Raw genomic sequence first — 25345 nt, forward strand, 5'->3', positions numbered from 1 at the left:
GCGCCTTTTTCCAGTGGCCGACTCAGCGCTTGTCGCGGCGCTTCTTGTCGGCTTTCTTGTGGTGCGACATCATTCGACGCTTCTTATTGACCTGGCGGTCCGTCAGCGTGTTCTTGTTGCCTTCATACGGGTTCTCGCCACCTTTGAACTCGATCCGGATCGGCGTACCGACCAGCTTGAGCACACGGCGATAGGTGTTTTCCAGATACCGCACGTAAGACTTGGGTACTTTCTCGACCTGGTTGCCGTGAATCACGATCAGCGGCGGGTTGGCACCCCCCAGGTGAGCGTAGCGCAGCTTGATGCGGCGGCTGCCGACCATCGGTGGCGCATGCTCGCTGACCGCGTCTTCGAGTATCTGCGTAAGACGGCTGGTCGGCCAGCGCGTTACGGCCGACTTGAACGAGTTCTGCACCGACTGATAAAGGTTGCCTACGCCCGTGCCGTGCATGGCCGAGATGAAGTGGATGTCCGCGAAATCGACGAAGAACAACCGGCGTTCCAGTTCGATCTTCACGAAATCACGTTCGCCCGGCGTCATGCCGTCCCACTTGTTCAGCGCGATGACCAGTGCACGACCCGCCTCGAGAGCGAAGCCCAGCAGGTTGAGATCGTGATCGACCACCCCTTCCCGGGCGTCCATCACGAAGATCACCACGTTGGCGTCCTTGATGGCCTGCAGGGTCTTGACCACAGAGAACTTTTCGACTTCTTCGTGGATCTTGCCGCGCTTGCGCACACCTGCCGTGTCGATCAGCGTGTACTTCTCTTCATTCCGCTCGAAGGGAATGTAGATGCTGTCACGCGTGGTGCCAGGCTCGTCATAAACGATAACCCGGTCTTCACCGAGCATACGGTTGACCAGCGTCGACTTGCCGACGTTCGGACGACCGATGATCGCAATCTTGATACCGTCTTTTTCGCTCGGGCCCGGAATGCGCTTGGCTTCCTGACCTTCGGCAACTTCCTCGACCTCACCTTCTTCAAGGTCGTCCTCGTCCCTGGGGAATTCCCGCAGAGCGATTTCGAGCATCTGCGAGATGCCGCGACCGTGAGCGCCGGCCACCGGAATGGCGTCGCCCAGCCCCATCGGGCTGAACTCGGCACGCGCCAGGTTCTCATCGATGTTGTCGATCTTGTTGGCAACCACGTAGGAACGCTTGTTGCGCTTGCGCAGGTGCTCACCAATCATCTGATCAGCGGCGGTATAGCCCGCACGGGCATCCACCAGAAACAGCACCACATCGGCTTCTTCAATGGCCAGCAGAGACTGCTCGGCCATTTTTTCGTCCATGCCATGCTCGTCACCGGAGATACCGCCGGTGTCGATCAGAATATAGGAGCGCCCTTGCCACTTCGCCTCTCCGTATTGGCGATCACGGGTAAGACCGGACAGATCGCCGACAATAGCGTCGCGGGTCCTGGTCAGGCGGTTGAACATGGTGGACTTGCCGACGTTCGGTCGACCCACCAGGGCGATTACGGGAACCATTAGGCTCTCCACTTCGTTATTTCAGAAAATACAAAAGCCGCTGCAGGGCAGCGGCCGAAGTTCGGAGCAGCGCACAATGACGCTGCAGCCTTGCCGAGGCAAGGTCACCCGGGGCCAATGGCCTCGGGCCTGGACACTTATTGCTTGATGGTCAGGGCTTCCAGTTTGCCGCTGTTGCCATACACGTAAATCATGTCCCCTACTACCAGCGGACGGGCACGCAGGCCGTCACTGTCAATGCGCTCGCGACCGACAAAGCGACCATCAACCTGGCTCAACAGGTGAAGGTAGCCTTCCATGTCACCGACCGCGATGTAGCTGGAATACACTTCCGGCGCACCCAACTGACGGCGAGCCAGCGATTCGTTGCTCCACAGTGCGGAGGACGAACGCTCGTCGATACCTTCGACAGTGCCTGAGGCCAGGGTGGCGTAAACGCTGCCGAAGCCTTGGGCGACGCCCGAGTAGCTTGAACCGTCACGCTGCCAGAGTACACGACCGCTTTCCAGATCCAGACCGGCGATGCGGCCCTGATAAGTGGCGACGTACAGTGTACCGCCGGACAACAGCAGGCCACCGTCGATATCGACCACGCGGTCCAGCTCGGAACGACCCTGAGGGATCGCAACACGCTGTTCCCAAATCGGCACGCCGTTGGAAATATCGAGGGCGACGACCTTGCCAGTCGACAGGCCGGCGATCGCGAGACGATTGGTGGCCAATGGAGCACCGGTTCCGCGGAGGGTCAGCACAGCGGGTGTGCTTTCGTAGATCCAGAGCTGAGAGCCGGTAGACGCATCGAAGCCGACGATACGGTCATCCTGCGTCTGAACCACAACCACGGAACCGTTGGTGGCAGGCGGAGCCAGCACTTCACTGGTCACGTGGGCGCGCCATTTCTCTTCACCGGTGGCAGCGTCCATGGCAACGACTTCACCCTTGAGAGTGCCAATCATCACCAGGCCGTAACCTACGCCGACAGCGCCGGAAACAGGAAGATCAAGATCCTTCTTCCAGATCACATCACCGGTCAGTCGATCCAGAGAGACGATTTCGCCAGTGACGTCAGACGCATAGATGCGATCGCCGTCAATTGCCGGGACCAGCATGTTGTAGGTCTTGCCCTGACCGTCGCCGATCGAACGACTCCACTGCTTTTGCAGAACCACTTCTTCTTTGAAGTCGGTCAGCTCGGCCGGAGGCAATTCCTTTTTGCTGTTGCTGCTGCAACCCGCGGCCAGAATGGCCAGAGCCAGCAATGCTGCATGTTTCCAACGAATCACGTCACGCATCCCCTTTCGCCAGATCGTCGAGCTTCATTTGCAGGCCACCAACCGCTGCGTCTTCGGACAGAGCGGATTTGGCCTTTTGGTATGCAGCATGTGCCTCATCGGTTCGGCCCAGCTGTACCAGCAGGTCGCCCTTGAGTTCTTCACGACTGGCGAGGAATGCCTTGTCGGCATCGCCGTCGAGCAATTTCAGCGCGTCATCAACCTTGTTCTGTGCAGCCATCACACGAGCCAGGCGCTGACGGGCAACTTCACCCAGAGTGTCATTGGCTGGCTTGTCAGCTACGGTTTTCAGTTCGGCAGCTGCATCATCCAGCTTGCCGGCATCGACCGCCACCTTGGCGACGAACAGGCTACCGAACTGGGCGTAGGTAGTGCCACCAAATTCGCTTTTCAGTTTGCCGGACAGCTCGGCGACACGCGCCGTATCTGCCTGACCGCTCGGCGTCAGCGCGGTTTCGAGCAGTTGCTGATAGAGCATCGAGGCGCCTTGTGACTGGCCAGCCTGATACCGCTGCCAGCCCTGCCAGCCCAAGACCACCACCAGCGCCAGCAGACCACCTGTCAACAGGGGTTTGCCGTTACGCTGCCACCAGTCCTTCATTACCGCCAGCTCTTCATCTTCGGTACCCGACACCCCAATACTCCTATTCGCTAAACGGCTGTTAATCTGTTTCAACCCTGCACAACGCAGGCGGCCAGGTGCTCTGCAAGAGCGTCCCAGGCAATATTTTGTTGTTCGCCCTGACCACGCAGGGGTTTGACGCCAATGACCTTTGCTGCCAACTCTTCTTCCCCAAGGATCAGAGCGTACAGCGCCCCGCTCTTGTCAGCCTTCTTGAACTGGCTTTTGAAGCTGCCTGCACCGGCATTGACCTGCAGGCGCAGCGTCGGCAACCGGTCACGAACCTTTTCGGTCAGCGCCAGCGCAGCCAGCTCGGCTGCTTCGCCGAAGGCACACAGGTAGACATCCACCTGACGGGCAATTTCTTCCGGAACCTGCTCCAGGGTTTCGAGCAACAGCACCAGACGCTCGATGCCCATCGCGAACCCTACGCCAGCAGTCGGCTTGCCGCCCATTTGCTCGACCAGACCGTCGTAACGGCCGCCCGCACACACAGTCCCCTGAGCACCCAATTGATCGGTGACCCATTCGAAAACGGTTTTGCTGTAGTAATCCAGCCCGCGCACCAGCTTGGGGTTGATGACATAAGGAATACCAGCCGCATCCAGGCGGGCCTTGAGGCCTTCGAAATGCACGCGGGACTCATCATCGAGATAATCCGCCAGCTTCGGCGCATCGACGAGCACAGCCTGGGTTTCAGGGTGCTTGGTGTCGAGCACGCGCAGCGGGTTTGTTTTCAGACGACGCTGGCTGTCTTCATCCAGTTGCTCAAGACGCGCCGAGAGAAACTCGACCAGCGCGTCGCGGTAACGTGCACGAGCTTCGCTGGTACCCAGGCTGTTCAGCTCGAGCTTGACCGCATTGCGAATACCGAGCATGCCCCAAAGGCGCCAGGTCATGACGATCAGCTCGGCGTCGATGTCCGGACCATCGAGGTTGAATACTTCTACACCGATCTGGTGAAACTGACGATAACGCCCCTTCTGAGGACGCTCGTGACGGAACATCGGGCCGATGTACCACAGTTTCTGAACCTGACCACCACCGGTAATACCGTGTTCCAGAACCGCTCGCACACAGGCAGCAGTGCCTTCCGGGCGCAGGGTCAGGGAATCGCCGTTGCGGTCAGCGAAGGTGTACATCTCTTTTTCGACGATATCGGTCACTTCGCCGATAGATCGCTTGAAGAGTTCGGTAAATTCGACGATGGGCATGCGAATCTGGCGATAACCGTAGTTATCCAGCAGACGCGAGACAGTGCCTTCGAAGTGACGCCACAGGGGCGTCTGCTCAGGCAGGATGTCGTTCATGCCACGAATGGCTTGTAGAGACTTACTCACAGAAAATCCTTAGCAATCCTGGTTAGCCACGCACGATGACCGAGGCGTCGGCTTCAGCCTTTTCGGCTGCTTTCTCGCGAATCAAGCGTTCAAGCTCATCCACGAGATTGTCGTTGGTGAGTTTCTGCGCGGGCTTGCCGTCGATGTAGATCAGGTTCGGCGTGCCACCGGTGAGGCCAATATGCGCCTCCTTGGCCTCGCCAGGACCATTGACCACACAACCGATCACCGCCACATCGAGAGGCACCAGCAAGTCTTCGAGTCGGCCTTCCAGCTCGTTCATGGTCTTGACCACATCGAAATTCTGCCGCGAGCAGCTCGGGCAGGCGATGAAGTTGATCCCGCGGGAGCGAAGGCGCAACGATTTGAGAATGTCGTACCCGACTTTCACCTCTTCGACCGGATCAGCGGCCAGCGAGATGCGGATAGTATCGCCAATTCCCTCGGCGAGCAGCATACCCAGACCGACAGCCGATTTCACTGTGCCTGAACGCAAGCCGCCCGCCTCAGTGATGCCCAGGTGTAACGGCTGGACAATCTGCTTGGCCAGCAAACGGTAGGCAGCCACGGCCATGAACACGTCAGAGGCCTTTACGCTGACCTTGAAATCCTGGAAGTTCAGACGCTCGAGGTGTTCGACATGACGCAGCGCGGACTCTACCAGAGCCTCGGGCGTCGGCTCGCCGTATTTTTTCTGCAGGTCCTTTTCCAGCGATCCGGCGTTGACACCGATCCGGATGGGGATGCCGCGGTCGCGTGCGGCATCGACCACGGCACGCACGCGATCTTCACGACCGATGTTGCCCGGGTTGATACGCAGGCAGTCGACACCCAGCTCGGCAACGCGCAAGGCGATGCGGTGGTCAAAATGAATATCGGCGACCAGTGGCACCTTGACCAGCTGCTTGATACGACCGAAAGCCTCGGCAGCATCCATGTCAGGTACGGAAACCCGCACAATGTCGACACCGGCTGCTTCCAGTCGATTGATCTGGGCGACGGTGGCCGCCACATCATTGGTGTCACTGTTGGTCATGCTCTGTACGGCAATCGGCGCATCGCCGCCCACCGGTACAGAACCAACCCATATTTTTCGGGATTCGCGACGTTTGATCGGAGATTCGCCGTGCATGACTTATTGCCCTAGCTTCAGGCGAGCAGTTTCGCCGCTGGTGAAAGGTGCCACGTCTACCGGCTGACCGTTGTAGGTAACCTGCGCGCCGCGTGCATAGCCCAGACGAAGGGTCAACGGCGGCTTGCCGCTGACATCAAGATTTTCGCCCTTGCGCTTGAGACCGCTGACCAGCACCTTGCCGTTTCCGTCGGTGACCTGCGTCCAGCAGTCGGCGACGAACTGCACAGTGACCTGGCCGGCGCCCGCCATGACAGGGGCTGGCTGTTCAGCCGGCGTTGTCGGCATGGACGGCACATTAGGCGAAGCCACTGGCGCCTGCGCAGTCTGTGCAGGCGTCGGCGCAGCAGCCGGTGCCTGAGGCTGGGCAGCAGAGCGGCCGGTAGTATCCGTAGCAGGTGCGGCTGGCGCAGCGCTCGGCGACTCGCTGGCAGGCGCACCGGTGTTCAATGGCAGGGAAGTCTGTCCGGAAGCAGGTGCTTCGACCACTGGCGCTTCTTCAGGCTCGTCCAGCGGATGGATCTGCGTGGTGCCGTCGGCGCTTTCGACTTCGACGTGTTCCATGTTAAGTCCGGACTGATCCCTGCCGCGCAGGGTCGCCTGGTCCTGCCACCAGAAAAAACCGCCACCGACCAGAATCACCAGCAGCAACAGGCTGACGATACGCAGAATATTGTGTGACAGCCTCACCGGCTCCTCGATGCGGCCCAGCGCGTGAACTGCACTGCCCTTGCCATCGGTACCGGTGAACTGGTCGAACTGATCAACCAGTGCTGCCTGATCAAGGCCAAGCAGCTTCGCATAGGCACGTACATACCCCCGGGCAAACGTGTGCCCAGGCAGTTTTTCAAAATTGCCGTTCTCCAGATTGCTCAGGGAGGTCACGGTGAGGTTCAGCCTCAAAGCCACATCGGGCAGCGACCAGCTCCTGCTCTCGCGTGCCTGGCGCAGTGTTTCTCCAGGGTTCACGCGATTGGTTGCTACAACTTCGGGATGCGCCGCTTTCATCATTGCTCCGACAGGTATTGCTGATATTCCGGCGTACCGGGATAGAGTCTTTTCAATTGCAGGCCGAAACTGGCCGCCTTGTTACGGTCATCGTAGATCTTTGCCAAGCGTATGCCGAGCAATAGACTACGTGCATTTTGCTCGCTGAGCTGGCTAAAACGGTCGTAATAATCACGTGCGGGCACAAATTGCCGGTCTTCATAAGACAACTGTGCCATCTCCAGCAAGGAGCGCGGCAGTTGACGGTCCAGGCGCAAGGCCTTGGTGAACTGCTCTCGGGCCTGCTCGCGATTGCCCAGCGCCAGCGAGGTCATACCCAGGCTTTCAAAGACCCGAGAGCGCTCAGGATACAGGTTGTCGGCGGCAGCCTGCTCAAAACGCTCGTAGGCTTCTTTGTAACGCTTTTGCTCGTAGAGAAAACTGCCGTAATTATTGACGACGCGTGTGTCGTTATTGCTGGAGGCGAGCGCCTTGCGGAAATATTGCTCGGCGAGTTCGGGCTCCATTTCGGTCTGGAACACCAACGCCAGCGCCGCATTGGCCTGGGGGTCGGAACTGTCGAGCTCGAGTGCTTTTTTAAGCGGCACCTTGGCGCGCTCGGTCTGACCTTGTTGAAAATAGCCCAATCCGAGCTGCACGTAAGCCTGACGCGCCTCTTCGCGCCCCTGCTTCGTACTCAGCGGGTTGACGTTGCCGGTGGACACACAAGCCGTCAGCAGCATGACAACACACAGTAGAAAGGAGGCACGCACAGACATTAAGTCTTTCCCGGTCAGGTTCGCAGTCAGGTTCGGGTTGCCGCACCGGAAGCCGTTTCGGCCTCGGCACTCAACTCGCGCACAGCGATGTAGCGTTCACTACGACGCGTGCGGTCCATGACCTGACCGACCAGTTGGCCGCATGCAGCATCAATGTCTTCGCCACGCGTGGTACGCACAGTGACGTTATAACCGGCCTGATGCAACAGGTCCTGAAAACGACGGATTGCGTTATTGCTGGGACGCTCGTAACCAGAGTGCGGAAACGGGTTGAACGGGATCAGATTAATCTTGCAAGGTGTGTCCTTGAGCAACTCGATCATCTCGACAGCGTGCTCGACCTTGTCGTTGATGTCCTTGAGCATTGTGTACTCGATGGTCAGCACGCGCTTCTCGCCCAGACTGGACATATAGCGACGGCAGGACTCGAGAAGCATCTGCAGCGGGTACTTCTTATTGATCGGTACCAACTGGTTGCGCAGCGCATCGTTAGGCGCATGCAGCGACAAGGCCAGCGAGACATCGATATGCTTGGAAAGCTCATCGATCATCGGCACCACACCGGACGTGGACAACGTCACCCGGCGTTTGGAAATGCCATACCCCAGGTCATCCATCATCAGATGCATGGCGGCGATGACATTGTCGAAGTTCAGCAGCGGCTCACCCATGCCCATCATCACCACGTTGGTGATGGCACGGTCGACGGTCGCCGGGACGCTGCCAAAGGATTTGTTGGCAATCCACACCTGACCGATGACTTCGGCGGCGGTGAGGTTGCTGTTGAAGCCTTGCTTGCCCGTGGAGCAGAAGCTGCAATCCAAGGCACAGCCCGCCTGGGACGAAACACACAAGGTGCCACGCTTGCCCTGCGGAATATAGACGGTCTCGACGCAGCTGCCGGACTCTACGCGCACCACCCACTTGCGGGTGCCGTCGCTGGAGATATCCTCGCTGACCACCTCAGGACCGCGAACTTCAGCGCAGGCCTTGAGCTTTTCGCGCAGGGCCTTGCTGACGTTCGTCATCGCGTCGAAATCATCGACGCCGAAGTGGTGAATCCACTTCATGACCTGACCGGCACGGAAGCGCTTCTCCCCGATAGAGTCGAAGAATTTCTCCATTTCCTGTTGAGTCAGACCCAGCAGGTTGGTTTTACCAGTCGATGCAATCATGAATTCACCCTTCACTCGTCAGTCAGAATGACTTAGCGAGCGGTTACTTCGGTAGCTGCGAAGAAGTACGAGATTTCGCGAGCGGCGGCTGCTTCGGAATCGGAACCGTGAACAGCGTTGGCGTCGATGGAGTCAGCGAAGTCGGCGCGGATAGTGCCGGCAGCAGCTTCTTTAGGGTTGGTAGCGCCCATCAGCTCACGGTTCAGAGCGATAGCGTTTTCGCCTTCCAGAACCTGGACCACAACCGGACCGGAGATCATGAAAGCAACCAGGTCACCGAAGAAACCACGAGCGCTGTGCTCAGCGTAGAAACCTTCAGCTTCGGCCTTGGACAGTTGCTTCAGCTTGGAAGCGACAACGCGCAGACCGGCTTTTTCGAAACGAGTGGTGATCTCGCCGATTACGTTCTTTGCAACGGCGTCAGGCTTGATGATGGAGAAAGTACGTTGAACAGCCATGGTGAAACTCCAGAAACAGTGATTTAAGCGAAAAATTAAACCCGCGAATTATACGCGGGTTCTGGTGTATTGCCTAACGGCGTACGTTACCGAACGTTAATCCAGCTCTTCGATCCATAGTGTCTGGATCGCTTCAAGAACCTTTTCCCCGCTACGGGCCGGGTCGTCATCAAATTCAGGCAAGGCCATGACCAGATCACGCAGCCTGGGGAAACTCACAGTGAGCGGGTTTACTTCCGGATGGTTTTCAGCCAGCTGGATAGCAATTTCCTGTACATCAACCCATTTGAGACTCATGAGCGTTCCTTGAATCAGTGCGGCGCTTCGGCAGCGTGATTGAGCGAGTACTTGGGTATCTCGACGGTGAGGTCTTCAGTACCGACAATGGCCTGACAGGATAGACGCGATTGCGCTTCAAGTCCCCAGGCCTTGTCGAGCATGTCTTCTTCTAGCTCGTCGGCTTCATTAAGCGAGCCAAAGCCTTCACGAATCACGCAGTGACAAGTGGTACACGCACACACGCCGCCACAGGCGCTTTCGATCTCGATGTGATGCTCGTGGGCGAGCTCCAGAATAGACGTGCCGGTCGGCGCCTCTACAACCAGCCCGTCCGGGCAATGCTCGGCGTGGGGCAGAAAAATCACCTGCGGCATCAGTTATTCCTCAATCTCATTCAAGTTGCGCCCGGCCAGTGCGGCTTTTACCGTCGAATCGAGGCGTCGGGCTGCAAATGCGTCGGTCACTTGCGACAGACGCTTGGTCTGCTGCTCGATGGCATAGCCATCGGTGCCTTGCATCAGTTCACGTAATTCTTCCATCTGCAGATTGATGACCAGGCGCTCCTCTTCATCGAGAAGACGTTCGCCATCGGCATCCAGCGCACCTTGAACCGCCTCAAGCAGACGCTCTGCATCGACCTGGTGTTCACGCAGTACACGAGCAACCTTGTCGTCGCCGGCATACTCAAAGGAATCCTTGAGCATGCGAGTGACCTCGTCATCGGTCAGTCCGTAGGACGGCTTGACCTGAATGCTCGACTCGATGCCAGAACCCATTTCACGTGCAGAGACGCTGAGCAGGCCGTCTGCATCGACCTGAAACGTAACGCGTATCTTCGCGGCGCCCGCCACCATAGGCGGTATGCCGCGCAACTCGAAACGTGCCAGGGAGCGACAGTCGCTGACCAGCTCGCGCTCGCCCTGCAGAACATGAATCTTCATGGCCGTCTGGCCATCTTTGTACGTGGTGAACTCCTGACCGCGCGCGACAGGGATCGTGGTGTTGCGCGGAATGACCTTTTCCATCAGCCCGCCCATGGTTTCCAGCCCCAGCGAGAGCGGAATCACATCGAGCAACAGAAGTTCGCCACCATCACGCTTGTTGCCTGCCAGGGTATCAGCCTGGATCGCAGCCCCGATGGCCACCACTTGATCCGGGTCGATATCAGTCAGCGGCTGACGACCGAACAGCTCGGCAACCGCCTCGCGCACACGCGGAACACGGGTAGAACCGCCAACCATCACCACTGCTTCGACTTCTTCAAGCTCGATGCCGGTATCACGCACCGCACGACGACAAGCCTTGAGGCTGCGCTGCACCATGGGCTCGATCAGTGTGTTGAGCGCGTCGCGGGTCAGCGTGCCGCGCCATTCCCCGTAAGCCACCTCGACTGCGTCAGCGTCGGTCAACGCTTCCTTGGCAGAACAGGCTGCCTGCAGGAGATTGCGCTGCGCGGATGGGGCCAGATCGGAAGACAAACCGGCATCGGCGACGATCCAGCTGGCAATCGCGTGATCGAAGTCATCGCCACCCAGAGCGGTATCGCCGCCCGTGGCCAGCACTTCGAATACACCGCCTGTCAGGCGCAAGATGGAAATATCGAAAGTCCCGCCACCCAGGTCATAGATAGCGACCACACCCTCGGCCTTCTGATCCAGGCCATAGGCAACGGCAGCAGCGGTCGGCTCGTTGAGCAGGCGCAGCACGTTGAGACCTGCCAGCCTGGCAGCGTCCTTGGTGGCCTGTCGCTGAGAGTCGTCGAAATAGGCCGGCACGGTAATCACCGCCCCGACCAGCTCGCCACCCAGCGCCTCTTCGGCACGCTGACGCAGAACCTTTAGAATGTCGGAAGACACCTCGACCGGGCTTTTCGGCCCTTGCACAGTGTCAATGAACGGCATGTGCGACTCACCGCCAACGAAGCGATAGGGCAATTGCTCGCCCAATTGCTTGACGTCAGTCAGGCCGCGCCCCATAAGCCGCTTGACCGACAGCACGGTATTGAACGGGTCCAGCGAGGCTGCGGTTTTCGCCGCCTGCCCCACCTCGACATGGTCAGCGTGGTAGCGCACAGCAGAGGGCAGAATGACCTGCCCTTGTGCATCGGCCAACGGTTCGGACAGGCCGCTGCGCACTGCAGCAACCAGAGAATTGGTAGTACCCAAATCAATACCCACAGCCAGACGACGCTGGTGCGGTTGAGGACTCAGGCCGGGTTCGGCGATTTGCAGTAAGGCCATGCTGTTCAGAATAATCACTGGCGCGCAGCCGAGGCTGCGCGGGGTTAATCGTCGAGGCGCTCTTCTAGCTGGCGCACTTCGTGAGAAAGCTTGTCGAGAAACTGCATACGCCGCATCAGCTTTTCAGCGTGCTCACGTTGTGCAGGGTCATTCCAACAGGCAGCGAAGCTCTGGTTCAGTTCGTCCTGAGCCACCTTGAGCTGACGCTTGAAGGTCGCGACGCCATCGAGATCAGCCTCATCCTGCAGCTCCTCGAGGTCTTCACGTAGCTGCATCTGCTGTAGAAGAAACTCGGGATCATGCACGGTGACTTCAAGCGGCACTTCGTTGCCATTCATCGCCAGCAGGTAGCGCGCCCTTTTCGGAGGGCTCTTCAGGGTCTGATAGGCCTCATTGAGACTGGCGGAGCGCTCCAGTGCCAGCCGCTGCTCACCCTCTGGGGCATCAGCAAAGCGATCCGGGTGAACGCTGCGCGCCAGTTCACGATAACGCGTCGCCAACTGCTCGAGGTCCAGCTGGAACTCGGGCTTGAGCTCGAACAGGGCGAAATGACAGGGAGTACCCACAATAGAAGCCTCAGACGTTGAAGCTTTCGCCACAGCCGCACTCGCCGCGCGAGTTCGGATTATTGAACTTGAAGCCTTCGTTCAAGCCTTCGCGCACGAAGTCGAGCTCGGTGCCGTCCAGATAGACCAGGCTTTTCGGGTCAATGATCACCTTGACACCGTGCAATTCAAACACAGTGTCTTCGCTGGCGGCCTCATCGACGAACTCAAGCACATAGGCAAGACCTGAACAGCCTGTGGTGCGAACACCCAGACGAACGCCGTCACCCTTGCCGCGCCCCTCGAGGGAACGTCGTACGTGGTTAGCGGCAGCTTCTGTCATGCTGATAGCCATCGGAGCTCCTTACTTGTTTCTGACTTCTTTTTGAAGGCTGCTTACAGCAGGCCTTTCTTCTGCTTGTAATCGCGTACAGCCGCCTTGATGGCGTCTTCGGCGAGTACCGAGCAGTGAATCTTTACCGGCGGCAGTGCCAGCTCTTCAGCCAGCTGAGTGTTCTTGATGGTCTCTGCTTCATCCAGAGTCTTACCCTTCATCCACTCGGTCGCCAGGGAGCTGGAAGCAATCGCCGAACCGCAGCCATAGGTCTTGAACTTGGCGTCTTCGATGACGCCCTGCTCGTTGACCTTGATCTGCAGGCGCATCACGTCGCCGCATGCAGGAGCGCCGACCATGCCGGTGCCAACATCAGGATCTTCCGCGTTCATCTTGCCGACGTTACGTGGATTCTCGTAGTGGTCGATGACCTTTTCGCTGTAAGCCATGATTCTGTTCCTCTCACATCAGGAAGCCGCTCTGCAGGTCATGTCCGGTTTGCACATAACCTGTCTTGAAGGCGACTTTAAATTAGTGTGCCGCCCACTCGATCTTGGAGATATCGATGCCGTCTTTGAACATGTCCCACAGCGGCGAAAGAGCGCGCAGCTTGGTGACTGCCTCGCAGACCTTCTGCGCGGCGTAATCGATTTCTTCTACGGTGCTGAAACGACCGAAGGTGAAGCGAATCGAGCTGTGCGCCAGTTCGTCGTTGCGACCCAGAGCGCGCAGTACGTACGAGGGCTCCAGCGAAGCCGAGGTACAGGCCGAACCGGACGATACCGCCAGATCCTTGAGTGCCATGATCAGCGACTCGCCTTCCACATAGTTGAAGCTCAGGTTCAGGTTGTGCGGCACACGGGCAGTCAGACTACCGTTGACGTAAAGCTCTTCCAGGTTTTCGACCTGCTTGAAGAAACGATCGCTCAGCGCCTTGATGCGCAAATTTTCAGCGGCCATTTCTTCCTTGGCGATACGGAAAGCCTCACCCATGCCAACGATTTGGTGAGTGGCCAGAGTACCGGAACGCATACCGCGCTCATGGCCACCGCCGTGCATGGCCGCTTCAATACGAACACGTGGCTTGCGGCTGACATACAGCGCGCCGATCCCTTTGGGACCGTAAGTCTTGTGTGCCGAGAACGACATCAGGTCAACCTTGAGGCTGGCCAGATCGATTTCAACCTTGCCTGTCGATTGCGCGCCATCAACGTGGAATAGCACGCCACGCGAGCGGGTCAGCTCACCGATAGCTGCAATGTCGTTGATGGTGCCGATTTCGTTGTTCACGTGCATGATCGAAACCAGAATGGTGTCGTCGCGCAGTGCGGCTTCGATCATCGATGGCGTGATCAGACCGTCTTCACCTGGCTCGATGTAAGTCACTTCGAAACCCTCGCGCTCAAGCTGGCGAGTGGTGTCGAGAACAGCCTTGTGTTCGACCTTGGAGGTGATCAGGTGCTTGCCTTTGCTGGCATAGAAATGCGCAACACCCTTGATCGCCAGGTTGTTGGATTCAGTGGCACCGGAGGTCCAGACGATTTCACGCGGGTCGGCGCTGACCAGATCAGCAACCTGACGGCGAGCGTTCTCGACCGCCTCTTCAGCTTTCCAGCCAAAGACGTGGGAGCGCGAGGCCGGGTTGCCGAAGTTTCCTTCGACGGTCAGGCATTCGATCATTTTCTGCGCGACGCGCGGATCGACCGGAGTCGTCGCGGAGTAGTCGAGGTAAATTGGCAATTTCATTGAAGCTCTCCTATCAGGCAGGCGCACCGCTCATTCATCTGCGTTCATTCGACGGCGGACGTTTCGATCTTACCCAGTTGCGACACGTGATTATGGCCACGGCGCATATCCTGGCGCTGAGCGACTTCTTGTACCTCACGGCGAGTAACAAGATCCGCCAAGCTGATACCGCTTAGAAATTCGTGAATCTGCTGGCTCAGGTCACACCACAAGTGGTGGGTCAGGCAGGTATCACCTGCGTGGCAATCGCCTAGCCCCTGACAACGCGTGGCATCGACTGATTCGTTGACCGCGTCGACAACCTGCGCAACCTGAATGACCTTCATGTCACGGGACAGCTGATAACCACCACCCGGACCACGAACACTGGAAACCAGATTGCCGCGACGCAGCTTGGCAAACAGCTGCTCGAGGTAGGACAGGGAAATACCCTGCCGCTCGGAGATATCAGCCAGAGACACTGGCCCGTTCTGCGCGTGCAACGCCAGATCAAGCATGGCGGTCACAGCGTATCGGCCTTTAGTAGTCAGTCGCATGGCATATACCGCAGAGGTTCGGAATGAGAGCGAGTATGCTATTCCCGAGTAAATGAGTCAAGTATTAGACCAAGCAAAACAGTCGGGATTAGCGAAAAGCGCGGGCTGCATCATAGCAAAGGTACGGCCTAATGGCACGTGCCGTGCCTACGCGAGCTTCAATGGTGCGGGCCACGCAAGCTTAAATCTCGCGTACGACTTAACCCGGCAAATCGTTGTATCCGCTTTTCACGCTTGGGATCCGAGTGACGAAACACACTTCCTCGAACGGCCATTATTTTAATTATTAAGGCTTTTTTACAATCCAACCCGGTAAGGACGATGCGCCACACAACGCTGAGAAGCCTTGACCTTTTTGAGGAGTTACCAAATGGGAAATGTATGCGTCAGCGGCTCTCGAATGTCGCAACATGTGTATTCGCCTGAACGCGCAGACGCGCCACCCCGTAGCACGCGCAATACTGCGGAGCGCAGCCAGAGGACGGCGGGCGACGCAGACCGAAATCACAGCATGCGACTGCAGCAGAAAATAAAGGATTTAAAACCTTAAGTGCGCCATGCACGAGGCCCAATAAAAGCTTATGGCCAAGCTGCCATCGACCGAGTATCAGGCAAGAAGACAAGTGTGAGTTTTGCAGAGTTGGACGCCACCCATCTCGACGCAATGGTCGACATCGAGAACCAACGAAATCCCGGCCTCAACCTCAGGCACTTCAGAGACCACAAAGAGCTCATTCAGGCACTCCAAAGCGATGGCCCCAGCGCATTTCGGGCAATATTCCCACAAACCAGTCCTGGAACCGGACAGATAGTCAGGCATCACGTAATGGCTGATGTCCGCCTGCATCAGGGTAGAGTTCCAACCATTATAATTACTGAGCCAGCCGTCATAGTCGGTTCAGAGTTTCAACAGCTTCGACAGCACAACCTGACCCTTGAGGATTTGAGAAAGAGTGGTGTACCACTCTCGCACGTCGCCATTCTTGAAACGCAGGCGCAAAAAACGAAAGACGACTGCGTTATGTACGCCCTGAATTACGCAATCAAAGCCTATAAAAATGCAAATCAATTTGATGACATTCATCAAGGTCTTCAGCGTGGCGCATTACCAACCGAAGACGAGTCCAGAACCAAGACCACCCTCGGCGCACTCGAACAAAACAGCCCATACCCATTGATGAACGGGGACACTCATGCGGCATTCGGTGCGGATTTTCTGCCAGTGGATTTTTATAAGCATGGCGCTTCGCTGACGCAGGCGAGAGAGCTAATGAAGCGGCCGGACGGACGCATAGCCGGGAGAGTCAACAGCGAAAACCACAGAGAGGCTGAAAACCTGATTCAACGCAACCAGGCATTTCGCATGACACGCAGTGTTTTGCTCGACGATGGTACACCGTCAAGCACCCAATTCAGCGCGTCCATAGACGGCTTTAGACTCCAGGAAATAAAACGAGTACTGGCCGCAGCACAGCGCTGACGACAACAATCGCGAGCTCGTATCGATACTATTAGCACCTCAACGATACGGGCCCGCCCGCCCTCAATCGGCGACGCGTGATACTAAATTAACTTCACTTAACCGCGTGTTCACGCTCGTCCTTGACGCAGTCGAAGACCTCACCACGCAGCTCTGGCAGCTCCTTGGCGCAATAATCGCTGCCAAGTTTACCGAGGGCATCGCACATCCCTTCGAGACGGCCGTCGACCGCCTGCAAATGGTCGAGCATCTGCCCGATGGCGCGGGCAATCGGGTCTGGCATGTCTGCGCTGACGCCATAAGCATCAAAGCCGAGCTTTTCAGCCATGGCCTTGCGCCTGGCTTCTGTCTCGTCGTCGGACTTGACGATGATGCGCCCCGGTATACCTACGGCGGTCGCACCGGCAGGCACCGCTTTGGTGACCACGGCATTGGAGCCGATCTTGGCACCAGCCCCTACCGTGAAAGGCCCCAGCACTTTGGCACCCGCCCCCACCACGACGCCGTCCTCGAGGGTCGGATGACGCTTGCCGGCGTTCCAGCTGGTGCCGCCCAGAGTCACGCCCTGATAAAGCGTCACGTCATTGCCGATCTCGGCGGTTTCACCGATCACGATACCCATACCGTGATCAATGAAAAAGCGACGACCGATGCGCGCGCCCGGATGAATTTCGATGCCAGTCATCCAGCGACCGAAATTGGAGACCACCCGCGCGGGCCATTTCCAGCCGTTGCGCCACAAAATATGGCCAAAACGGTGCAGCCAGATAGCGTGCATGCCCGGGTAGCAGGTCAAGACCTCAAACGCGTTGCGCGCCGCAGGGTCGCGGTGGAACACACTTTGAATGTCTTCTCGAAGGCGCTCGAACATTACTGGTCCTTCCGCTTGTAGGGTTCGCCGCGTGCGACTTTCTGGGTTTCAGTGAGCACACCGCGCAGAATACTCAGCTCGGAGCGCTCCACCTCACTGCGACCGAACAGCCTGCGCAGCCTTGCCATCAAATGCCTCGGCTTTTCAGGGTCAAGAAAACCGATGTCCACTAATGTGCTTTCCAGATGACCATAAAAGCCTTCCATCTCGTCCATCGTCGCCAGCTCAGCACTGTGCGCCGACGCAGGCCTGGACGCCTCGCCCTGCTCCGATAGGGCCAGCCACGCCATACGTACTTCATAGCTGAGCACCTGAACGGCCGCAGCCAGATTGAGCGAACTGAAAGCGGGGTCTGAAGGAATATGCACATGGAAGTGACAACGCTGCAGTTCTTCGTTGGTCAGGCCAGCGTGCTCGCGACCAAATACCAGCGCCACTTCGGCACCCTCCCCGGCCTGCTCTATAACCTTTTCGCCAGACGCTCGCGGATCAAGCAACGGCCATGGCAGGCTGCGATCCCGAGCACTGGTACCCAATACAAGACGGCAACCCACCAGCGCCTCTTCCAGCGTAGCGACGACCTGCGCAGCTTCGAGAATATCGGTGGCACCGGATGCGCGGGCATCAGCATCCGGCGACGGAAAGATTCTGGGCTCGACCAGCACCAGACGTGAAAGCCCCATGTTTTTCATGGCGCGAGCGGCACCGCCGATATTTCCGGGATGGGTAGTGCCGACCAGGACAACACGGATGTTCTGCAACAAGGCGAACGCTCACTGACGCGAATTAGGGGGGCAAATCTTACAGAAACGGTCCGCCTAACGCTACGAACCCGTGCAGACGACGCAACCTGAAATCATTTGCCCGGCAGCAGAAAAACTCACACGAAGTCGACAGCCGTAACAACGCAAGGCTGGAAATAATTCGAATCAGCCCATAGAATGCCCGGCTCTCTTTAACAACCTTAGGTGAATTGTCCATGCAGCCCATGCTGAATATCGCGCTGCGCGCCGCCCGCAGCGCCAGCGAATTGATTTTCCGCTCCATCGAGCGCTTGGATACCATCAAGGTTGACGAAAAAGAAGCCAAGGATTACGTCACAGAGATCGACCGCGCTGCCGAACAGAGCATCATCACTGCGCTGCGCAAGGCCTACCCGACTCACGGCATCCTCGGCGAAGAAAGCGGCATGCACGAAGGCAGCGGCGAAGGCACCGACTACCTGTGGATCATCGACCCGCTGGACGGCACCACCAACTTTGTTCGCGGCATTCCGCACTTCGCGGTCAGCATCGCCTGCAAATACCGCGGCCGCCTGGAACACGCTGTTGTTCTGGACCCGGTTCGCCAGGAAGAATTCACCGCCAGCCGTGGCCGCGGCGCCGCACTCAACGGTCGTCGCCTGCGTGTCAGCCAACGCAAGAGCCTGGAAGGCGCGCTGCTGGGCACCGGCTTCCCCTTCCGTGACAACCAGATGGACAACATCGAGAACTATCTCGGCATGTTCCGCAGCCTGGTCGGCCAGACTGCCGGCATCCGTCGCGCAGGCGCTGCAAGCCTCGACCTGGCCTACGTGGCCGCCGGTCGTTTCGATGCGTTCTGGGAGTCGGGCCTGTCCGAATGGGACATGGCTGCAGGCGCACTGCTGATTCAGGAAGCAGGCGGCCTGGTCAGCGACTTCACAGGCGGTCACGACTTCCTGGAAAAAGGTCACATCGTTGCCGGTAATACCAAGTGCTTCAAGGCTGTACTGACAGCCATCGCACCGCACCTGCCTGCTTCGCTCAAGCGCTAAACAGCAGATGTAAAAAAACCGGCGAAAGCCGGTTTTTTTATGTCTCTCAGAAGCCCAGCGGTTGGCGTTATTGCGCCTGACCCAATATAAGCTGACCGTTCTTGTCGACCGGAATCTGGCTACCTGGATCACGCTCCATACGGACCTGACCCACTTTTTCGTTCAGCTTGTACTTGACGTTGTAACCCACCACTTTGTCGCTGACATCATTGACCGTTGTGCAACGGTTCTGTGTAGTGGTGTAGGTATCACGCTCCTGCATACCCTCCTGAACCCTGTTACCGGCATAACCGCCGCCGAGCGCACCTGCGACGGTTGCGATTTTCTTGCCATTACCGCCACCGACCTGATTGCCGAGCAAACCACCGGCAACCGCGCCAATCACGCTACCTACGATCTGATGCTGGTCCTTGACCGGCGCCTGACGGGTAACGGTTACGTCCTTGCAAACTTCACGGGGGGTTTTGATCTGCTGGTTGATTGGCTCTACAGCCAATACATCCGCGTACTCAGGACCACCCTTGACCAAGCTATAGGTGGCAACGGCGCCGCCAGCGGTCACGACAGCAGCACCTAATACAACACCAACAAGCATAGACTTGTTCACTTGAACCTCCTGACCAATCGAAACGCAGCATGACTGCGCAATGCCTAGCCTTGGAGCATAAAAAAAGGCGCGAGTTCAGCTCTCGCGCCTTTTTTATGATGACCGGACTTATGGCAGGTCGTCGGCCTTGTCTACAACCACAGGAGGAATCAGATCTTCAGTGGTCAGGTTCAGCCAGATCAGCACCACGTTGGCGATGTAGATCGACGAGTAGGTACCCGCAAGCACACCGATGAACAACGCGATGGAGAAGCCTTCGAGGCTGTCACCGCCAAATACCCACAACGCCACAATCGCCAACAGGGTCGAAACCGAGGTCGCTATTGTGCGCAGCAGTGTCTGCGTGGTCGAAATGTTGATGTTTTCGATCAACGATGCCTTGCGCAGCAGGCGGAAGTTTTCGCGAACCCGGTCGAAGACCACGATGGTGTCGTTCAGCGAGTAACCGATGATCGCCAGCACCGCCGCCAGCACCGTCAGGTCGAAGGTGATCTGGAAGAACGACAGGATACCCATCGTCACCACAACGTCGTGAATCAGCGAGATGATCGCGCCGACTGCAAACTTCCACTGGAAGCGGAACGCCAGGTAGATCAGAACACCGCCCAGCGCCATCAGCATGCCGAGACCGCCCTGGTCGCGAAGCTCTTCACCGACCTGAGGACCGACGAACTCTACCCGCTTGACCACTGCCGGGTTATCGGCACCGGATTTGCGCAGCGCTTCAGCAACCTGGGTGCCCAGTTGCGGGTCTTCACCCGGCATGCGCACCAGCAAGTCAGTTGTCGCACCGAAGCTCTGCACAACGGCTTCGTGATAGCCCGCTGAAACAAGTTCCTGACGCACTTTGCCCAGATCGGCCGGACGCTCGTAAGTCAGCTCGATGAGCGTACCGCCGGTGAAGTCCAGACCGAAGTTGAGCCCTTTATGGAACCAGCTGAACAACGCCAGTGCGGTAAGGAGCATCGTAATGGCGAACGCAACATTGCGAACGCCCATGAAGTTGATGGTACGTAACATGGCAGCCCCTTAAATCCACAACTTCTTGAAGTCACGACCGCCGTAGATCAGGTTGACCATAGCGCGGGTCACCATGATGGCCGTGAACATCGAGGTAAAGATCCCGAGCGACATGGTCACTGCAAACCCTTTGACCGGGCCGGTGCCCATCGCAAAGAGAATGCCGCCGACCAGCAGCGTCGTCAGGTTGGCGTCGAGGATCGCCGTGTAGGCGCGGTCGAAACCTTCGTTGATAGCGCGTTGTACCGTCATGCCGTTGGCGATTTCCTCACGAATACGCGAGAAGATCAGCACGTTGGCGTCCACCGCCATACCCATGGTCAACACGATACCGGCGATACCCGGCAGGGTCAGTGTTGCACCCAGCAAGGACATTAATGCCAGCAGCATGACCATGTTCAGGGCCAGCGCCACGGTAGCGATCAGACCAAAGAAACGGTAGATCGCCATGATGAAGATCGATACGAACAACATGCCCCACAGGGAAGCATCGATACCCTTGGTGATGTTGTCGGCACCCAGGCTTGGACCAATGGTGCGCTCTTCGGCGAAGTACATCGGTGCTGCCAGACCACCGGCACGCAACAGCAGCGCCAGTTCGGAAGACTCACCCTGGCCGTTCAGGCCGGTAATCCGGAACTGACTGCCCAGCGGCGACTGAATGGTCGCCAGGCTGATGATTTTCTTCTCTTCTTTGAACGTCTGGACCGGCACGTCTTTCTCGACGCCGTTGACCATCTGCTTGGTGTAGGTAGTGGTAGGACGCTGCTCGATGAAGATCACCGCCATGCTGCGCCCCACATTGCTGCGGGTAGCGCGGCTCATCAGCTCGCCACCATGGCCGTCCAGGTTGATGTTTACCTGAGGGCGGCCATGCTCGTCGAAACTGGCCTTGGCGTCAGTCACCTGATCGCCGGTGATAATCAGACCACGCTCCACCGCCGCTGCCGGACGCCCGCCTTCGCGGAATTCGAACATTTCGGTGGTGCCTTTCGAATCATCCGGACCTGCGCCCAGGCGGAACTCGAGGTTGGCGGTCTTGCCCAGAATACGCTTGGCTTCTGCAGTGTCCTGCACACCCGGCAGCTCGACCACGATGCGGTTGGCACCCTGACGCTGTACCAGCGGCTCGGCCACACCAAGCTCGTTGACCCGGTTACGTACCGTGGTCAGGTTCTGCTTGATCGAGTATTCGCGAATCTCGGCCAGTTTGGCTGGCGTCAGCGCCATGCGCAGCACGGGAATACCGTTCAGCTCTGCAGGCGTGATTTCGAAGTCGGTGAAGGTCTTGCGAACCAGCGCACGGGCCTGCTCGCGTTCTGCGTCATCGCCAAAGCCCAGTTGAATCGCATTGCCCAACTGCGGGAGGCTGCGATAACGCACCTTCTCCTTGCGCAACAGGGATTTGACTTCACCTTCGTAGACTTTCAGACGAGCATCGATCGCCTTGTCCATGTCGACTTCCAGCAGGAAGTGCACACCACCGGACAGGTCGAGGCCGAGCTTCATAGGGCTCGCGCCCAGGTTACGCAGCCAGGTCGGCGTGGTACGCGCCAGGTTCAGTGCGACGACATAGTCATCACCTAAAGCCTTGCGCACAACATCCTTGGCCGGCAACTGATCTTCCTGCTTGCTCAGACGCAACAAACCGCCCTTGCCATTCTCGGCCAGAGAAGAAGCCTTGACCGAGATGCCAGCATCGGCAAGCGCCTTGGCTGCACGATCCACGTCTGCCTGATTGACTTGCAGCGCAGTGCTCGCGCCGCTGATCTGGATGGCAGAATCATCAGGATAGAGATTGGGTGCGGAATAAATAAAACCGACCACCAGCACCGCCAGGATCAGTACGTATTTCCACAGAGGGTATTTGTTCAGCATCACGCCGCCCGCTTAAAACGCGGGGCGCCTTGCGCGCCCCGTCGATGGGTAAAAAGTTGCTACTCAGATCGCTTTCAGGGTGCCTTTAGGCAGAGTGGCCGCGATGGCGCCTTTCTGGATTTTCAGCTCGACCGTGTCGGACACTTCGATGACCACGAAGTCGTCGGTCACTTTGTTGATCTTGCCGGCGATACCGCCGCTGGTCACAACTTCGTCGCCTTTCTGCAGGTTGCCCAGCAGGTTTTTCTGCTCTTTCGCGCGCTTGGCCTGTGGGCGCCAGATCATCAGATAGAAGATGACCAGGAAGCCGACCAGGAAGATCCACTCGAAACCACTGCCCGCAGGACCGGCAGCCGGTGCAGCAGCATCCGCAAAAGCGGGAGAGATGAAAAAGCTCATGTGTCGCTCCAGTTACATAATTAGTATAAAAGCAGGAAAAACTCGTTCTGTTTCAACCCAGAGGCGGCGTTGGAAGGCCGCGTTTGGCATAGAAGGCATCGACAAAGGCGGCCAATGTACCCTGTTGAATAGCCTCGCGCAAACCAGCCATCAGCAGCTGGTAGTGCCGCAAATTATGGATTGTGTTGAGCATGCTACCCAGCATTTCCCCACACTTGTCCAGGTGGTGCAGATAAGCGCGCGAGAAGTTCTTGCAGGTGTAGCAATCGCAGCTCGGGTCCAATGGCGAATTGTCGTGACGATGGAAGGCATTACGGATTTTCAGAACGCCGGTATCGATGAACAAATGGCCGTTGCGAGCGTTGCGGGTCGGCATGACGCAGTCGAACATGTCGACGCCACGGCGCACACCCTCGACCAGATCTTCCGGCTTGCCTACACCCATCAGGTAACGGGGTTTGTCTGCCGGCATCTGGCCTGGCAAATAGTCCAGCACCTTGATCATCTCGTGCTTGGGCTCGCCGACCGACAGACCGCCGATGGCCAGACCATCGAAACCAATCTCGTCCAGGCCTTCCAGCGAGCGCATGCGCAGGTTCTCGTGCATGCCTCCCTGAACAATGCCGAACAGTGCCGCGGTGTTCTCGCCGTGCGCGACCTTGGAACGCTTGGCCCAACGCAGGGAAAGCTCCATGGAGATACGCGCCACGTCCTCGTCAGCCGGGTACGGCGTGCATTCATCGAAAATCATCACGATGTCCGAGCCCAGATCACGCTGCACCTGCATCGACTCTTCCGGCCCCATGAACACCTTGGCGCCATCAACCGGAGACGCAAAGGTCACGCCCTCCTCCTTGATCTTGCGCATGGCGCCCAGGCTGAACACCTGAAAACCGCCGGAGTCAGTCAGAATCGGCCCCTGCCATTGCATGAAATCGTGCAGGTCGCCGTGGCCCTTGATGACCTCAGTGCCCGGGCGCAACCACAAGTGAAACGTGTTGCCCAGAATCATCTGCGCACCCGTGGCCTCGATGTCACGCGGCAGCATGCCCTTGACCGTGCCATAGGTGCCCACCGGCATGAACGCCGGGGTCTCGACCACGCCACGCGGAAAGGTCAGGCGACCACGACGGGCCTTGCCGTCGGTGGCCAACAACTCGAAAGACATACGACAGGTGCGACTCATGCGTGATCCTCTGGTGCCGATTCCTGTGGGGCCGTCGGCGCGGGATTGCGGGTGATGAACATGGCATCACCGTAACTGAAGAAGCGGTACCCGTGCTCGACGGCCGCCGCATAGGCAGCCATGGTTTCGGGATAACCGGCGAATGCCGAAACCAGCATCAACAGCGTGGATTCGGGCAAATGGAAATTGGTCACCAGAGCATCGACGACGTGAAACGGACGCCCCGGATAAATGAAAATGTCAGTGTCGCCGCTGAAAGGCTTCAACTCGCCATCACGCGCTGCGCTTTCCAGCGAGCGAACGCTGGTGGTGCCGACCGCGATCACCCGGCCGCCTCGCGCACGGCATGCCGCCACGGCATCGACCACGTCCTGGCTGACTTCCAGCCACTCGCTGTGCATGTGGTGATCTTCGATCTGCTCGACGCGAACCGGCTGAAAAGTGCCCGCGCCTACATGCAACGTGACAAAAGCAGTCTCGACACCCTTGGCTGCAATCGCGTCCAGCAGCGGCTGGTCGAAGTGCAGACCCGCAGTCGGCGCAGCCACAGCGCCAGCGCGCTGGGCATAGACGGTCTGATAACGCTCGCGGTCCGAGCCTTCGTCCGGGCGGTCTATATAAGGAGGCAACGGCATATGCCCGACACGATCCAGCAGCGGCAGCACCTCTTCGGCAAAGCGCAACTCGAAAAGCGCATCATGCCGGGCCACCATCTCGACCTCCCCACCGCCGTCGATCAGAATCGACGACCCGGGTTTGGGCGACTTGCTGGAACGCACATGCGCCAGCACACGATGACTGTCCAGCACCCGCTCGACCAGAATTTCCAGCTTGCCGCCGGAGGTTTTCTGCCCGAACAGGCGTGCAGGAATGACACGGGTATTGTTGAACACCATCAAGTCGCCAGAGCGTAAATGCTCAAGCAAATCAGTGAATTGACGATGTGCCAGCGCCCCGGTCGGCCCATCGAGGGTCAACAGGCGACTGCTGCGACGCTCGGCCAACGGGTGGCGAGCAATCAGGGAATCGGGGAGTTCGAAGGTAAAGTCAGCGACGCGCATGATCGGGTTCGTTTAGCAGGGCCGGGAAGTTTATCCGGTTTGACGGCATTAGTAAAAAACCTGCGTAAATCCCTGTTGACCAAAGGAAAAC

Annotated in this window: 27 protein-coding genes; 2 read left to right on the top strand and 25 right to left on the bottom strand. The window is 58.1% G+C overall.

The features are described from left to right. Positions 1-22 precede the first annotated feature (22 nt). The 17 genes from der to iscR form a co-directional block, all read right to left on the bottom strand. Positions 23-1492 carry a ribosome biogenesis GTPase Der gene (gene der, locus POR16_RS17975; protein WP_024670478.1) on the bottom strand — a complete coding sequence of 490 codons (1470 nt, stop codon included), beginning with the start codon at positions 1490-1492 and terminating at the stop codon, positions 23-25. 137 nt (positions 1493-1629) lie between these two features. Beyond that, positions 1630-2784 (bottom strand): outer membrane protein assembly factor BamB, encoded by a 1155-nt coding sequence (bamB, locus tag POR16_RS17980; RefSeq protein WP_024670477.1) that lies wholly within the window; start codon positions 2782-2784, stop codon positions 1630-1632. Further along, positions 2777-3418 carry a YfgM family protein gene (locus POR16_RS17985; protein ID WP_005891635.1) on the bottom strand — a complete coding sequence of 214 codons (642 nt, stop codon included), beginning with the start codon at positions 3416-3418 and terminating at the stop codon, positions 2777-2779. The genes bamB and POR16_RS17985 overlap by 8 nt, the downstream gene beginning before the upstream one ends. Before the next feature lie 38 nt (positions 3419-3456). Continuing rightward, positions 3457-4746, bottom strand: coding sequence for a histidine--tRNA ligase (gene hisS, locus POR16_RS17990; protein ID WP_024670476.1), 1290 nt, complete (start codon positions 4744-4746; stop codon positions 3457-3459). A gap of 22 nt (positions 4747-4768) precedes the next feature. Continuing rightward, positions 4769-5878 (bottom strand): flavodoxin-dependent (E)-4-hydroxy-3-methylbut-2-enyl-diphosphate synthase, encoded by a 1110-nt coding sequence (gene ispG / locus POR16_RS17995; RefSeq protein ID WP_005891630.1) that lies wholly within the window; start codon positions 5876-5878, stop codon positions 4769-4771. A 3-nt stretch (positions 5879-5881) separates the two neighbouring features. Further along, on the bottom strand, positions 5882-6886 hold the full coding sequence (locus POR16_RS18000) for a RodZ domain-containing protein (RefSeq protein WP_005891629.1): 1005 nt from the start codon (positions 6884-6886) through the stop codon (positions 5882-5884). Continuing rightward, a complete protein-coding gene (pilW, locus tag POR16_RS18005; RefSeq protein ID WP_005891628.1) occupies positions 6886-7644 on the bottom strand; it encodes a type IV pilus biogenesis/stability protein PilW in 759 nt (252 codons plus the stop codon). Before pilW ends, POR16_RS18000 begins: the two co-directional genes overlap by 1 nt. Before the next feature lie 26 nt (positions 7645-7670). Continuing rightward, positions 7671-8819: a dual-specificity RNA methyltransferase RlmN gene (gene rlmN, locus POR16_RS18010; protein WP_005891627.1), complete on the bottom strand. Its 1149-nt coding sequence runs from the start codon at positions 8817-8819 to the stop codon at positions 7671-7673. 32 nt (positions 8820-8851) lie between these two features. After that, positions 8852-9277: a nucleoside-diphosphate kinase gene (gene ndk / locus POR16_RS18015; protein ID WP_002552482.1), complete on the bottom strand. Its 426-nt coding sequence runs from the start codon at positions 9275-9277 to the stop codon at positions 8852-8854. Positions 9278-9373: 96 nt separating this feature from the next. After that, a complete protein-coding gene (gene iscX / locus POR16_RS18020; RefSeq protein ID WP_005891626.1) occupies positions 9374-9574 on the bottom strand; it encodes a Fe-S cluster assembly protein IscX in 201 nt (66 codons plus the stop codon). Between the two features lie 14 nt (positions 9575-9588). Continuing rightward, positions 9589-9930, bottom strand: coding sequence for an ISC system 2Fe-2S type ferredoxin (gene fdx / locus POR16_RS18025; RefSeq protein WP_005891625.1), 342 nt, complete (start codon positions 9928-9930; stop codon positions 9589-9591). Between the two features lie 3 nt (positions 9931-9933). Continuing rightward, positions 9934-11796 (bottom strand): Fe-S protein assembly chaperone HscA, encoded by a 1863-nt coding sequence (gene hscA / locus POR16_RS18030; protein WP_005891624.1) that lies wholly within the window; start codon positions 11794-11796, stop codon positions 9934-9936. Between the two features lie 44 nt (positions 11797-11840). Next, entirely contained in the window at positions 11841-12362 is a 522-nt protein-coding gene (hscB, locus tag POR16_RS18035) for a co-chaperone HscB (protein WP_005891623.1), read from the bottom strand. A gap of 10 nt (positions 12363-12372) precedes the next feature. Next, on the bottom strand, positions 12373-12696 hold the full coding sequence (gene iscA, locus POR16_RS18040) for an iron-sulfur cluster assembly protein IscA (protein WP_003314173.1): 324 nt from the start codon (positions 12694-12696) through the stop codon (positions 12373-12375). Positions 12697-12737: 41 nt separating this feature from the next. Beyond that, the gene (gene iscU / locus POR16_RS18045; protein WP_002552476.1) at positions 12738-13124 is read right to left on the bottom strand and encodes a Fe-S cluster assembly scaffold IscU; all 387 of its coding nucleotides are present in this window, start codon (positions 13122-13124) and stop codon (positions 12738-12740) included. 82 nt (positions 13125-13206) lie between these two features. After that, entirely contained in the window at positions 13207-14421 is a 1215-nt protein-coding gene (locus tag POR16_RS18050; protein WP_024690524.1) for an IscS subfamily cysteine desulfurase, read from the bottom strand. Between the two features lie 44 nt (positions 14422-14465). Beyond that, a complete protein-coding gene (gene iscR, locus POR16_RS18055; protein WP_005891617.1) occupies positions 14466-14957 on the bottom strand; it encodes a Fe-S cluster assembly transcriptional regulator IscR in 492 nt (163 codons plus the stop codon). 550 nt (positions 14958-15507) lie between these two features. Here iscR and POR16_RS18060 point away from each other — a divergent pair. Further along, on the top strand, positions 15508-16437 hold the full coding sequence (locus POR16_RS18060; protein WP_080267908.1) for a YopJ family acetyltransferase: 930 nt from the start codon (positions 15508-15510) through the stop codon (positions 16435-16437). A 94-nt stretch (positions 16438-16531) separates the two neighbouring features. Here POR16_RS18060 and cysE read toward each other — a convergent pair whose 3' ends face one another. Beyond that, positions 16532-17308, bottom strand: a complete 777-nt coding sequence (gene cysE, locus POR16_RS18065) for a serine O-acetyltransferase (protein WP_005891615.1) — start codon at positions 17306-17308, stop codon at positions 16532-16534. After that, a complete protein-coding gene (gene trmJ, locus POR16_RS18070) occupies positions 17308-18072 on the bottom strand; it encodes a tRNA (cytosine(32)/uridine(32)-2'-O)-methyltransferase TrmJ (protein WP_024670470.1) in 765 nt (254 codons plus the stop codon). Before trmJ ends, cysE begins: the two co-directional genes overlap by 1 nt. Positions 18073-18287: 215 nt before the next feature. On the opposite strand from trmJ, the gene suhB reads away from it, so the two are divergent. Then, entirely contained in the window at positions 18288-19103 is an 816-nt protein-coding gene (suhB, locus tag POR16_RS18075) for a type III secretion system regulator SuhB (protein ID WP_024670469.1), read from the top strand. Between the two features lie 67 nt (positions 19104-19170). Here the strand turns inward: suhB and POR16_RS18080 are convergent, their stop codons facing one another. The 6 genes from POR16_RS18080 to queA all read right to left on the bottom strand — a co-directional run bounded on the left by POR16_RS18080 (position 19171) and on the right by queA (position 25254). Continuing rightward, positions 19171-19710, bottom strand: a complete 540-nt coding sequence (locus POR16_RS18080; RefSeq protein WP_024670468.1) for a glycine zipper 2TM domain-containing protein — start codon at positions 19708-19710, stop codon at positions 19171-19173. A 108-nt stretch (positions 19711-19818) separates the two neighbouring features. Continuing rightward, positions 19819-20730: a protein translocase subunit SecF gene (secF, locus tag POR16_RS18085; protein ID WP_005891607.1), complete on the bottom strand. Its 912-nt coding sequence runs from the start codon at positions 20728-20730 to the stop codon at positions 19819-19821. A 9-nt stretch (positions 20731-20739) separates the two neighbouring features. After that, entirely contained in the window at positions 20740-22608 is a 1869-nt protein-coding gene (gene secD, locus POR16_RS18090) for a protein translocase subunit SecD (RefSeq protein WP_005891605.1), read from the bottom strand. Between the two features lie 63 nt (positions 22609-22671). Further along, a complete protein-coding gene (yajC, locus tag POR16_RS18095) occupies positions 22672-23007 on the bottom strand; it encodes a preprotein translocase subunit YajC (RefSeq protein ID WP_002552468.1) in 336 nt (111 codons plus the stop codon). A gap of 52 nt (positions 23008-23059) precedes the next feature. Then, positions 23060-24175, bottom strand: a complete 1116-nt coding sequence (gene tgt, locus POR16_RS18100) for a tRNA guanosine(34) transglycosylase Tgt (protein WP_005891601.1) — start codon at positions 24173-24175, stop codon at positions 23060-23062. A gap of 14 nt (positions 24176-24189) precedes the next feature. Continuing rightward, complete coding sequence (queA, locus tag POR16_RS18105; RefSeq protein ID WP_005891600.1) at positions 24190-25254, bottom strand: tRNA preQ1(34) S-adenosylmethionine ribosyltransferase-isomerase QueA; 1065 nt, start codon at positions 25252-25254, stop codon at positions 24190-24192. Positions 25255-25345 lie beyond the last annotated feature (91 nt).

The sequence above is a fragment of the Pseudomonas coronafaciens pv. oryzae str. 1_6 genome (assembly GCF_000156995.2).
Taxonomy (GTDB): Bacteria; Pseudomonadota; Gammaproteobacteria; order Pseudomonadales; family Pseudomonadaceae; genus Aquipseudomonas; species Aquipseudomonas tremae.